This is a genomic window from Methylophaga sp. UBA2012, assembly GCF_002335235.1.
GTDB classification, from domain to species: Bacteria; Pseudomonadota; Gammaproteobacteria; order Nitrosococcales; family Methylophagaceae; genus Methylophaga; species Methylophaga thalassica.
The window spans coordinates 237,959-250,146 of record NZ_DDCG01000005.1; the positions used below are offsets into that span (position 1 = coordinate 237,959).

13 protein-coding genes, 1 tRNA gene and 1 other RNA gene are annotated in these 12,188 nt (G+C 41.6%); 2 read left to right on the forward strand and 13 right to left on the reverse strand.

Going from position 1 to position 12,188, the window contains the following annotated elements; all coding sequences use genetic code 11:
• Nucleotides 1-6: 6 nt before the first annotated feature.
• The 3 genes from B2248_RS05995 to ffs form a co-directional block, all read right to left on the reverse strand.
• On the reverse strand, nucleotides 7-315 hold the full coding sequence (locus B2248_RS05995) for a YbaB/EbfC family nucleoid-associated protein (protein WP_007145811.1): 309 nt from the start codon (nucleotides 313-315) through the stop codon (nucleotides 7-9).
• A 16-nt stretch (nucleotides 316-331) separates the two neighbouring features.
• A complete protein-coding gene (gene dnaX / locus B2248_RS06000) occupies nucleotides 332-2,161 on the reverse strand; it encodes a DNA polymerase III subunit gamma/tau (protein WP_273182343.1) in 1,830 nt (609 codons plus the stop codon).
• Nucleotides 2,162-2,206: 45 nt separating this feature from the next.
• Nucleotides 2,207-2,303: signal recognition particle sRNA small type (gene ffs / locus B2248_RS06005), an RNA gene on the reverse strand.
• A gap of 277 nt (nucleotides 2,304-2,580) precedes the next feature.
• On the opposite strand from ffs, the gene B2248_RS06010 reads away from it, so the two are divergent.
• Nucleotides 2,581-5,919 (forward strand): EAL domain-containing protein, encoded by a 3,339-nt coding sequence (locus tag B2248_RS06010; protein WP_273182341.1) that lies wholly within the window; start codon nucleotides 2,581-2,583, stop codon nucleotides 5,917-5,919.
• Nucleotides 5,920-5,944: 25 nt separating this feature from the next.
• Here B2248_RS06010 and B2248_RS06015 read toward each other — a convergent pair.
• The 9 genes from B2248_RS06015 to B2248_RS06055 form a co-directional block, all read right to left on the reverse strand.
• Nucleotides 5,945-6,035 (reverse strand) — tRNA-Ser (locus B2248_RS06015).
• A gap of 21 nt (nucleotides 6,036-6,056) precedes the next feature.
• The gene (locus B2248_RS06020; protein ID WP_273182339.1) at nucleotides 6,057-7,076 is read right to left on the reverse strand and encodes a type III pantothenate kinase; all 1,020 of its coding nucleotides are present in this window, start codon (nucleotides 7,074-7,076) and stop codon (nucleotides 6,057-6,059) included.
• The gene (locus B2248_RS06025) at nucleotides 7,073-7,876 is read right to left on the reverse strand and encodes a biotin--[acetyl-CoA-carboxylase] ligase (RefSeq protein ID WP_273182338.1); all 804 of its coding nucleotides are present in this window, start codon (nucleotides 7,874-7,876) and stop codon (nucleotides 7,073-7,075) included. Before B2248_RS06025 ends, B2248_RS06020 begins: the two co-directional genes overlap by 4 nt.
• Before the next feature lie 90 nt (nucleotides 7,877-7,966).
• Nucleotides 7,967-8,194: a hypothetical protein gene (locus B2248_RS06030; protein WP_007145806.1), complete on the reverse strand. Its 228-nt coding sequence runs from the start codon at nucleotides 8,192-8,194 to the stop codon at nucleotides 7,967-7,969.
• 44 nt (nucleotides 8,195-8,238) lie between these two features.
• Nucleotides 8,239-8,610, reverse strand: coding sequence for a DUF2069 domain-containing protein (locus tag B2248_RS06035; protein ID WP_007145805.1), 372 nt, complete (start codon nucleotides 8,608-8,610; stop codon nucleotides 8,239-8,241).
• Nucleotides 8,600-9,196: an NAD(P)H:quinone oxidoreductase gene (wrbA, locus tag B2248_RS06040; protein WP_040576265.1), complete on the reverse strand. Its 597-nt coding sequence runs from the start codon at nucleotides 9,194-9,196 to the stop codon at nucleotides 8,600-8,602. Before wrbA ends, B2248_RS06035 begins: the two co-directional genes overlap by 11 nt.
• 6 nt (nucleotides 9,197-9,202) lie before the next feature.
• Nucleotides 9,203-9,553, reverse strand: coding sequence for an arsenate reductase (glutaredoxin) (arsC, locus tag B2248_RS06045; protein ID WP_273182333.1), 351 nt, complete (start codon nucleotides 9,551-9,553; stop codon nucleotides 9,203-9,205).
• A complete protein-coding gene (gene lapB, locus B2248_RS06050; protein ID WP_273182768.1) occupies nucleotides 9,550-10,731 on the reverse strand; it encodes a lipopolysaccharide assembly protein LapB in 1,182 nt (393 codons plus the stop codon). Before lapB ends, arsC begins: the two co-directional genes overlap by 4 nt.
• A gap of 3 nt (nucleotides 10,732-10,734) precedes the next feature.
• Nucleotides 10,735-11,028, reverse strand: a complete 294-nt coding sequence (locus B2248_RS06055; protein WP_007145801.1) for a LapA family protein — start codon at nucleotides 11,026-11,028, stop codon at nucleotides 10,735-10,737.
• Between the two features lie 165 nt (nucleotides 11,029-11,193).
• Here B2248_RS06055 and fdxA point away from each other — a divergent pair, with 165 nt between their 5' ends.
• A complete protein-coding gene (gene fdxA, locus B2248_RS06060; RefSeq protein WP_007145800.1) occupies nucleotides 11,194-11,517 on the forward strand; it encodes a ferredoxin FdxA in 324 nt (107 codons plus the stop codon).
• Between the two features lie 52 nt (nucleotides 11,518-11,569).
• Here the strand turns inward: fdxA and B2248_RS06065 are convergent.
• A partial coding sequence (locus B2248_RS06065; protein ID WP_286722407.1) for an RNA polymerase factor sigma-32 occupies nucleotides 11,570-12,188 on the reverse strand: 619 nt, incomplete at its 5' end.

Genomic DNA, 12,188 nt, shown 5'->3' on the forward strand with positions numbered 1-12,188 from the left:
ATCGCACTAAAATGGCATTTTCATGCCAGCTGGCAACATGCCTGACATACGTTCTTGTGTTGTTTGTTCTACCTGACGGTTTGCATCATTAACGGCAGCAGCAAGTAAGTCTTCCAGCATTTCTTTGTCGTCTTCAAATAACGCATCTTCAATCTGAACACGCTTGACATCATGTTTACCGGTCATGGTGATTTTAACCATGCCACCGCCAGCTTGTCCGATGACTTCAACCGATGCTAATTCTTTTTGTGCTTTTTCCATATTGGCCTGCATTTGCTGGGCCTGTTTCATCAGATTGCCTAATCCACCTTTCATGGAATGTCCTCTTTGATTAATCGATAGGTTTTATTGTGCTTTCTATTATACGAGCATTAAATGTATTTTTTATCACTTCAATAGTGGGGTCATTTTGAATCGATTCAATGGCCTGTTGCTGTTTTAAAGCTAATTGCTCGGCTCTTTCTACAGCTACGGTAGGGCCTGACTGCGCACTATCTGCATTATGATTAAATACGACACTGACATCCTGATCGAGTTTCTTTTGTAAGGCTTGTTCAAGTCGTTCTTTGGATTTGCTTGTTGCTAAGTGGGCAAGTTCCGATGATAAAGCGAGTTGTAGCGTTCTTTCTTCACAGCGAATAAAAGCACTGTTTTCAGCTAATTGTCGTGTTAATGCAGATAACTGCAATTCTGAAATAATTTGCGTCCAGTTTGCCGGTGAAAGATCAACACTGATTAACGTATCCTTATTGACCTCTGGCATGGCTTCGTTCACTTCCGTGGTCACGAATTTCTCTGCGTGTAGAGATGGTGAAGCCGTTTCAGGATTGATGTCAGCTCTTTGTTGTTTATCTGAGCCAGTTGACAATGCTGCTGAGGTTGTATGAGTTTCAGCCAGCGTATCATGTGTATTTAATGATGTTTGTTCTGAAGTAGCGGCAGGAGTGATTGTTGGTGTTTCAACATCTTTGTGGCCACTGGTGTTGTCATTCACGGCGGTCACCGGCGGTACATTGACGGCCGGCTTACGGAGCGTATCAGACTTTTTTCTTGGAAGACTCTCCTTAGTATTCGCGTCACTACGCGGCTGAAAACTTAGCATTCGCAGTAAGGTCATTTCAAAGCCGCTTTTCGGATCAGCCGCCCAAGGCAGGTCACGCTTACCATGCAGCGCAATTTGATAGAGCAGTTGTACCGTTTCAGCATCAAATGCGTTAGCTAACTCTTTCAGCTTGGGTGACTCATGTTCTTCCGAAGCTAAATCTGGGATTAATTGATGCGTAGCAATTTTTTGTAAACCATCCAGAATGGCATTCAAAATCACTTCAAAATCACGACCAAGTGCGGCTAGCTCTGCGGATTGTTGCAGCAGCCCCTTTGCATCTTGTTGGTACAAGGCGCTCAGCAGTTGATCGATTTGATCCTGATCGATACTTCCGAGCATTTGAAAAACAACATCGCCAGTCACATTGCCGGCACCAAAGGCAATAGCCTGATCTAACAGGCTAAGTGCATCACGCATGCTTCCATCAGCAGCGCGAGCAAGCTGCATCAGGGCGGCATGTTCAAAAGAAAGTTGTTCTTCACCCAAAATAAACGACAGGTGTTCACTGATCTGAGTGACATCTAAACGTCGGAGATTAAATTGCAGGCAACGCGATAATATCGTTACCGGTAACTTTTGCGGATCAGTTGTAGCAAATAAAAATTTAACGTGAGGAGGTGGCTCTTCCAGCGTTTTTAATAAAGCATTAAAACTGCTAGTGGAAAGCATGTGCACTTCGTCGATAAGGTAAACCTTATAACGACCACGGCTGGGCGCATATTGCACATTATCCAGGAGTTCCCGGGTATCATCGACTTTGGTTCTGGAAGCAGCGTCGACTTCGATTAAATCGACGAAGCGGCCACTGTCTACTTCTACACAACTTTGGCATTCACCACAGGGCTGTGAGCTGACACCTTGTTCACAATTGAGAGATTTGGCAAAAATTCTTGCCAGAGTGGTTTTACCTACGCCGCGTGTGCCTGAGAAAAGAAAGGCATGATGCAGTCGGTTTTGATCAAGACCGTTGATTAACGCACGCAATACATGCTGTTGCCCAACCACTTGTTCAAATGTTTTAGGTCGCCACTTACGGGCTAAAACCAGATAACTCATCGGTTATTAGACACCCGGTTAACTTAATATGTTTAGGGTGGCGACCCACACCAGCCGAATCTCGGCGCCCGAGTCCGAAGGCTCCGCTGCTCCCTTCCGGGCCTGACGGGGTGACCAACATATCGTCGCGAGGAGACCAATGCAGGCCACCATAGAACGACACATTCTATGTGTTTGTTACCGTTTTTTCCATCCCCTTTTAGTTTTACAACCGCATCATCACCACAAACAAGCAGTTAGGGTATTAAAAAGCATGAATGTCATATTGATAAGCTTGTTGATATGCGCATACTAACCGGAGGTGGTTACAAATTTAAGTTTATGAAACAAGGTTAATGGTCGATAAATAATGATATTGAAATGGTGATTATAGGTATCAGCGTGGATCATTTTTCACTGTGACTGAACATGAAAAATAAATGAAAAAGACATTTTTTACCGCTGCTTTTATTAACTTTATTATTACGCTGGCTTATGTAGTTACAGGCTGGCTTAGTATTCAGTTAGCGACATTTGAGCATTTTTCAGCATTGGTTTTTTTTCCTGCTGGAATTGCATTGGCATCATATCTGACATTTCGCCCTGTTTATGTCTTACCCGGTCTGTTTTTTGGGACATTTTTATTGGCAGTGGCAGTATGGCCAGAACTAAATTTAGCCTTCTCTAAAGTCATTGTTATTGCATCTACTATTTCGCTATCAGTCTGTTTACAAGTCGTTATTGGAAAATACATTTTCCGTCGATTTATTAAATATCCAATTACACTTAGTCGTGATCGCGATATTTTTCTATTCCTGCTACTGGTTCCTCTTATTTGTATAGCAACAGCCAGCATCGGCTTCGGGATTATTTATCTTTTCAATTTAGCAGAAATAGATTTTTTCCGAGTCTGGTTGACCTGGTTGGGAGGCAACATTATTGGCATCTACGTGATGCTGCCTTTGGCTCTTAGCTTTATAGGACGACCTCGATCTGTATGGAAAACAAGGCGTTGGTTTATAGGCACGCTTTTTGTGCTTTCTGTGATTATTATCAGTTCTGTTGTATGGAGTATTCGTCAGTTTGAAGTTAATCGCCTTGCTGATCAATTCAAAATAAGAACTCAGGAAGCATCTGAGCTGTTTAAAGTCGCCTTAAAAACGGAAGAGTTGATACAAGATGGCGTATCACGTTTATTTGCCTCTTCCGAAAAAGTCACACGAGAAGAGTTTAAGAATTTTGTGAACTGGACTACTTATCATGATCAGCATATCCAGGTCGTGGAGTGGTTGCCTCGTATAGAGCATTCACAACGTATAGCCTATGAAGATGAACAAAAAAAATATTTTGGTGATGACTTTGTTATTACCGAAATTGTTTCACCAAAAACACTCGGAGCAGCAAAGCAACGCGATGTTTATTATCCAATTACCTATCTTGAACCTGAACTTGATAATTCGCTATCACGAGGATTTGATCCATACTCATCCGTTGTTTCAAGGAAAGTGATTGATCAAGCTATTGAAACCGGTCAGGCAATGGCCAGAAGTCCGTTGAAAATGATACGCAGGCAAGATCAAATCAATTCTTTAGTGATTTATCGCCCTATTTATCAGACCCCCTCAGGGAAGATGAGTGTTGAGAAAGAGGGAAACCAAGTTATTGGTCTAGTGAATATGATTATTCGGGTCGAAGAGTTTGTAGAAGATATTTTGAAGCAAGCAAGAAAGCCTGAGTTCGAAATAAATTGGCTTGATGTTCAAAGCGGTGAGTATTTTTATCAACAAAACGCTGAAAGCAACTCAGATATCAAGCACTACGTTGATTTCGAATTGGCGGGTCGTAAAATGCAATTACAATTTTATCCCACCATAAATTTTATCAATACCTATTCAACCAGTCTGGCATCTCTGGCATTGGTTTGTGGCTTTTTGATAACGACATTATTTACTTTGTTATTTCTCAGTATTACTGGCAGAACATATCGGATATCAACAGAAGTCATATTACGAACTCGTGAGTTGTCAAAAGCTACCTCACGAGCTCAGGAATCAGAAAGGCGTATCAGAGATGTACTGAAGAAAATGCAGCTGACGGAACAGCAGTTACACCTTTCTGATGTGGCGTTTAATTCCACCAGTGAAGCTATGATGATCACCGATGCTAATAAGTACATCATTGCAGTCAATCAGGCATTTATTGATATTACTGGATACAGTCAGGAAGAAGTAATGTATCAGTATCCTGATTTTTTAGTGACGGGAGTTTCACTATCTGAACCAATCAGACTGACACATGAGCTGTGGGATATCATGCAGCAGAAAGGCACATGGAGAGGAGAGGTCAGGACGATAACAAAATCGGGTGACTCTCTGCCTTCATATTTAGCCATATCAGCAATTTATGATGCAGAACAATCACTAACTAATATGGTGGCTGTTTTTACGGATATGACTGATGTCAAAGAAGCTCATGCCAAGATCGAAAGGCATGCTAACTTTGACACACTGACCAATTTGCCGAATCGACGTTTATTTACTGATCGTTTGCATCAGGAGATTAAGCGTTGTGAAAGACAAAAAGAAAGAATCTGTTTGATGTTTCTTGATTTAGACCGCTTTAAAGATGTCAACGATACGTTGGGGCACGACTTTGGCGATGAACTGCTTCGAGAAATGGCCACCAGAATTTCAAGCTGTATCCGGGAGATGGATACGGTGGCCCGACTCGGTGGTGACGAATTCACCATTATTTTATCTGAGTTTAATAACAAAGCGCATGCGATTACTGTAGCAAAAAGCCTGATTACTGAAATAGAAAAGCCTGTAATTATAAAGGGCCAATCTATCCGGGTATCAACTAGTATTGGGATGACGTTTTTTCCAGATGATGCTGAAGAACCTGGTTTGTTAATTCAAAATGCCGACAGAGCGATGTATGCCGCAAAAGAAATGGGGGGCAGCGCATTCAAGTTCTACAATGCTGAGCTCGAGTCAAGCTGGTTGGCCAGGACATTTATCATTAATGAGTTAGAGTCTGCATTACTTAATGGGGAACTTGATGTTCATTATCAGCCCATTATTTCAATGAGTGAACATGAGCATTTATACGCTGAAGCACTAGTGCGGTGGAATCATCCGGAAAGAGGTATGATCCCGCCCTCAGATTTTCTACCCCAAGCCGAACGAATGGGGATGATTGATAAGATTGACGATTACGTGTTCAAGCGAGTTTGTCGAGATCTCAAACGATGGCAGAGCAAAGCTAATAAAACACCTCATATTTCTATTAATCGTTCAGCACATAATTTTGGTGGACAGCGTGGACGATTAGATTGGCTTGCTTATTTAGCGGAGCTATCGCTCTCAAGTGAACTTATTACACTGGAAATTACCGAAAGTACGCTAATGCAAAAACAATCGGAAAGTCGAATGTTGCTACATCGTTTACGTGATGCTGATATAAAAATCGCTGTGGATGATTTTGGGACGGGGTATTCATCGCTATCGTATCTGAAAGAAATGGATGTTGATTTTTTAAAAATTGATCGCTCGTTTATTCATGATATTGAAGAGAGTGAAGATGACAGAGCCATTGTTGAAGCGATTACGGAGATGGCTAAACGATTAGATATAAAAGTCATTGCAGAAGGCGTAGAAACAGCTACGCAGGCTGATATTTTGAAAAATATAGGCTGCCATAGTCTGCAAGGTTTTTACTATTCTAAACCCTTACCTGTGGCTGAATTTGAAGTTTATATGTTTGGAATTGATAAGTGACGCAGGTAAGGCGGTATCACTTAAATGGCGGAGAACGAGGGATTCGAACCCTCGATAGGCTATTAACCTATACACACTTTCCAGGCGTGCGCCTTCAACCACTCGGCCAGTTCTCCTTAAGGGAGCGAAAGATTACCCTAGATTGCTTCTTCTGGCAATGATGTATCAGAAGCTTGGGTTTCTGTTTTTGCGGCCGCTTTTGGTTTCGTTGCTCTTGTTTTACGTGGTTTACGTGCGGGTTTCGGCTTGTCTTTCGTTGAACTGTCAGTCACCTGTTGAGCGTCATTTTGTGTATTTTCTTTTGCTGGTGGCGCAGATTCACTCTTTAGCTTGGCATCAGTATCAGACTCTTTGACAGCCGCCGTAGCTTCATCTTGTTCAGGTTTTGTTTTCTTTCTTACTGATGTTTTTGTTTTATCCTGTCTGGCGTAAAAGGCGAGACCTCTAAGCACAATATCTGGATAGTGGTGCACATCGTCGGATAGTAAAGGCAATAAAGCTTCTGCATCACCACCTGTGATGATAAAACGAATTCGATTGTTAAAGCTTTCTTTTAGGTCGCTGATGATACGTTCTATCGTAGCGGTTACCGCATAAAGTGTGCCTGTATGAATGGCACTGTAGGTATTCGTTGCTAAAGTTTTGAACTCTTGGTTGTCTGTATCTGCAGTGAGTGCATCGGTATTGTTGACCAAGCTGCTTTTCATAATGCTGATACCAGGAATAATCATTCCACCTTGGTGCTGACCAGCTTTGGTCACAATATCAACAGTGATTGCGGTCCCGCAGTCGATAATGCATTGAGCAAGACGGGCATGTTGTCTGGCGGAAATAAGCGATAACCAGCGGTCTACACCGAGCTTTTCCGGCTCATCATAAGCGTTGATAACACCAAAATGTTTTTTCTCAGCTTGAATAAATTTTGGTGTCAGATTCCATTGTTTTTGTGTCCAGTCGCTGAGTTGTTCAGCTATTTTTTCTCCAGCAACATTGGCTACATAGATGGCCTTGATATCTGCTAATGTTTTCCATGCCTTATTTAGCGAGGCTTTAATACCAGATTTGTTTCGGTCAAAACTTTGGCTTTCAGTAAGACCATTATCATCCATAATGGCCCATTTAACTCGACTATTGCCAATATCTACCAGTAATTTCATGAGGCAAACCTAATGCTGATGTGGCTATTAGACAGCAGTTTTATTTCATTGTTTTGTAAATAACGTAATTCGCCCTGATCATTAATACCACAGGCTATTGCTGTCGATTTTTGAGCGCCATCGATCAAAGTAATCGCTTGCTCATGTAAGGCATCATACTGAGGCCAAAGTGGGACAAAGTCAGTAAGACCTCGATGTTCAAACAGTTCTATGGTTTCTATCATGTTCTGAAGTATTTTTCCTGCCAGCCAGTTACGACAGGGGACCGGGTCACAAAGCTGTTCGAGGCTGGTAGATGGTTGTTGAATTAATGTTTTTGTGGCTTCTGGAAGCTTGAAATTAAGGCCGATGCCCACAACGGTATATTGTCTGGTATTGAATCTTGATTCTACAAGAATTCCAGCAAGCTTTTGTCTTTTATGTAATACATCGTTAGGCCATTTTAGCGCTAACTGATTGATTCCAGACTGCTTGAGGGTATTTATTAAACTGATACCGACAGCAATGCTAAGTCCATGTCGGGCTTCTTCTGCGCAGTGAGGCCAAAATAGAGAAAGATATAAATTCCCCACTGCTGGTGATTGCCAAGCATCACCACGACGGCCTCGTCCCGCGGTTTGAGTTTCAGCAATACAAGCTGCTGGTCCTAATTCTCCTTGACTAAACCGTTGCCAGAGAATGTCATTGGTGGATGTTACTTCAGGCAGAATAAGAATCTCAGAAAGTGTATTAAAAGTCGGAGGTTCCATAGCGCTGACAATGGCAGCATGTGATAGCGGTGAAAAAGTTGGATTGTTCAAAAGAGTGTTCGATTTGTGAAACGAGAGAGCAGTTTAACAGGCTAAGAGGAGTTACGGGAGTCTCCTCATAAATTTTATATTGGGTGATGGTTACACTTTGATATCTAAGATGCTACCAACCATTTCATTGCTTGCTTTGACTACTTTTGCAGAAGCTTCAACTTGTCTTGCGTTGGCATCCAGTTCAAGCATCGCTTTGGTTAACTGTTCGTTAGAACCGGGATCCGCAGAAGCAATTTTGGCGCTACTTTGTGCCGCACCGTACATGCCACTCTGAATACCCGCTACACCTGATTGAAAAGCAGAAATGCTACTCATAAAATCTCTCCAGTTATGTTGACTTTATACCATTTTCCAACTAACTAGTTTGTGACTGAAGTCGCTTTTTTGTTTTTTGCGTTAGCTTTGACATAAATGATAGTAGAACAAAAACAAATACTACTGCAAATTAAAGCTAGCAATGGATAAATTGAAACCGCTGGCGCACTGTAGAGTTCTCCTACCGCATGACTGAAATAGAATAACATCAGAAAGCTTGTCCAGGCATGTGTATATGGACGACCATAAAGCAACCCACGCATGGGAAATAACAGTGGGACCAGACCGATGATTAGCATTGCTGCGACAGGATAATTTTCTGCATGTGGTGCAATGAATATCCAAGCCAGTAGCGTGAGCATTAACCCAAAAAAGCTGATTAACGTCAGTGCTCTGAATAATTTTTCAAGATTCATGTAGTTTCTTTGCTGTATTTGCGATCCGTCGACCTATTGCTTTACACAATTTTATCTCGTCGTCATCTAGGTTTCGTTTATTATCAGGTTCGGCTAAGTGACTTGCTCCATAAGGCGTGCCTCCGCCTTTTGTTGTCATTAACTCAGGTTCACTATAGGGAAGCCCCATTAACAACATACCATGATGAAATAACGGTAACATCATCGACAATAAAGTGGATTCCTGACCACCATGCAAGCTGCCTGTTGAAGTAAAAACCGCTGCAGGTTTTCCTGATAAAACACCTGAAAGCCAGCTATCGCTAGTTGAGTCGATAAAGTACTTAAGAGGCGCGGCCATATTGCCAAACCGTGTTGGACTGCCTAATACCAGTCCTGCACATTGTTTCAAATCTTCATGGCTAACATAAAGATGGCCTTCATTTGGAATGGTATCTTGAGTGGCTTCACAGACAGTGGATACAGGAGGAACCGTTCTAAAAACGGCTTCACAGCCAGTGACGGACTCAACGCCACGTGCTATCTGCTCGGCCATCGCTTTTACATGTCCTGTTCGGCTGTAATAAAGAATTAGAATTTTTGTCATGATAATTTAGAGGATGTCTAAAACAGACTCTGGTGGACGACCAATTTTTGCTTGATTGCCGTGGATAACGATCGGTCTTTCTATCAGTTTGGGGTGACTGACCATAGTTTTTATGACTTCATCATCACTTAAGGAATCATTTTTCAAATTAAGCGTTTTATATTCTTCTTCCCCTTTTCTTAATAAGTCTCTCGGACTGATTCCAAGTTTAGTAATAATCGCTTTTAACTCATCAAACGTTGGCGGTGTATCCAGATATTTTACAACGTCAGGATTAATGCCGTTTTCTTCAAGTAAGTTCAGTGTTTGTCTGGATTTGCTGCAACGCGGGTTATGCAAAATTGTGATAGTGCTCATCGGGAGGGTTCCAGTAGTTTTTCTAATGCGGATAAATGAATTTCGATTGGCCGAATTGTGGCCCATTGTGAACAGCCGGGACATAACCAGTGCATAGTTCGACCTGAAAAACCACAGTTTTTACAGGTATAACGATCACCTTTATGTATTAACGTAGTGGTGACCTCTTTTATCAGAGGTATTAAGGCCTGATGATTGTCCTCACCCAACATGATAAGTTGATGTAAGCCTTCAACGGATGGGTGCTGATGTAGTTGTCGATATAAAAAGCGTTGAGCAGCTTCTGTACCTTGTTTTTGTTCAACGAGTCTTGTCAGCATTAACCTTGCGGAAGTCAGGTGATGATGTCTTGTTAGTAGTGATTCTAACCAGTCTTTGAAATCATCCAGGTTATTTGTGTTGTCAAAGCAGGTATAGAGCAGTGGTAAGGCTTCGGGCAGAAAATAATGATTTTGTTTTTCGACATGCTGGAGGACGCGAATCGCTTTTCGATATTGTCTCATCTTGATTAGTATGCGGCCTTCCAACAGGCTTGCTCTGACACAGTCAGCATCATAATGATGCGCGCTGCGTAATAAATTCAAAGCCTGATGTTGATCTTTTTCTAACAGTGATTCTGCCAGTTCACAATAAAATTGAGCAATGAGTGCCCGTGTATTGGTTTTATTATTCGCCGGAATTTGCTTTGCCATATCGATGGCTTGCTGCCATTTTTTTTCTTGCTGATAAATACGTAATAATTGCTTAGGGGCTTCAGGTGGAGTGCCTGGTTGTTGTAATAATTCCAGAAATAATACTTCGGCCCTGTCCAATACACCGGCACTCATATAATCCAAGCCCAACTCAACCAGAGCCTGGCGCCGTTGTTGCGCGCTAAGTGATGGTCTGGCGATTAAGTTCTGGTGAATCCTGATGGCGCGATCACTTTCCCCGCGTCTTCGGAATAGGTTCGCTAATGCCAGGTGAGTTTCAACGGTTTCACTATTGACTTCCAATAGACCGATAAAGACATCAATCGCTTTATCAGGCTGTTCGTTTAATAAATAATTCAGGCCTTTGAAATAGTCAGGACTAAAAGAAGATTCTTGCGGACGATATCGACGTTTGTAATGACGACGAGCCATTATCCACCCAGAAAGGGCGGCAACAGGTAATAAGAAAAATAACCAGCCAAGCATCAATTAATGTGCGTCTTTAATCGGTAATATTCGTAAACTGTTAATTTCCTGTTCGGAAACAGAAAGTTTAGATTGTAGTCTGCGATTTTCGTAACGAAGTTTCATGGTACTGAATAACAAGATAACAGCACCTATGATGACACCAGTGAGCATGGATAGCGCGACCAGAACTGATAGAGGAATTGTTAATTCACCGAAATAATAATTCACCGTAACACTGCTCATGTTAAATGCGGCAAAAGCGGCACTCAATAAGAAAATAAGTCCGAATATCAGGAGTAATATTATTTTTCGCATTGTGCGGTGTTCCTTAAAATTACTGATGTTTTCTCGTTAATTTCATTCAACAGGGATCATACCCTAAAATCGAACCTTGCCCAGAATAAGGCGAAATCATGTAGAATTACATTTTTATTTTGACAGGTCGGTCCTGTATCAACTCGTGATTTTGGAGAATTCACCATGACCTTTGTTGTCACAGAAAACTGTATTAAATGTAAATATACTGATTGTGTTGATGTCTGCCCAGTAGATTGTTTTCACGAAGGTCCTAATTTCTTGGTTATCGATCCTGATGAGTGCATCGATTGCACACTTTGTGAACCAGAGTGTCCGGCAGAAGCTATTTTCTCTGAAGATGATTTACCTGATGAGCAAATGGAGTTTTTGCAAATCAACGAAGAATTATCTCGGGTATGGCCTGTGATTTCTGAAAAGAAAGATGCACTTCCAGATGCAGAAGAGTGGGATGGTAAATCTAATAAAACACCTTTACTGGAAAGATAAAAGCATTATCGAATGACATAAAAAAAGCCCGCTTTCGCGGGCTTTTTTGTTTTTATACCATAAGATGTTTGAGTTTTTTCATGGCATTATTTTCAATCTGGCGAATACGTTCAGCCGAAACTTGATACTGATCTGCCAGCGTGTGCAATGTCGCTTTATTATCTTCATTTAACCAACGCTGCATAATGATATCTCGGCTACGTTCGTCTAGTGTTGCTAATGCGTTTGATAATTTTTGTTGCTGATAATCTGTGTAATTATCATCTTCTAATTGATTAGAAGGATCTGAATTATCATTAGCCGCTAAGTAGGCGACAGGCGAGTAATTATTTTCATCATCATCAACATCGTTGGGTAAATCAAAAGATGTGTCTGGTTGAGCTAATCTACGCTCCATTTCCATCACATTATCTGCTGTCACACCTAGGTCTTCTGCAACGGCTTCAACTTCTTCTTTATTTAACCAACCAAGACGCTGCTTGGCGCTACGAAGATTAAAAAATAATTTACGTTGTGCTTTGGTTGTTGCGATTTTTACAATGCGCCAGTTACGGATCACATATTCGTGTATTTCAGCGCGAATCCAGTGAACAGCAAACGAAACCAGACGAACCCCTTTTTCTGGGTTAAATCGTTTCACCGCTTTCATCAGGCCGATGTTGCCTTCTTGA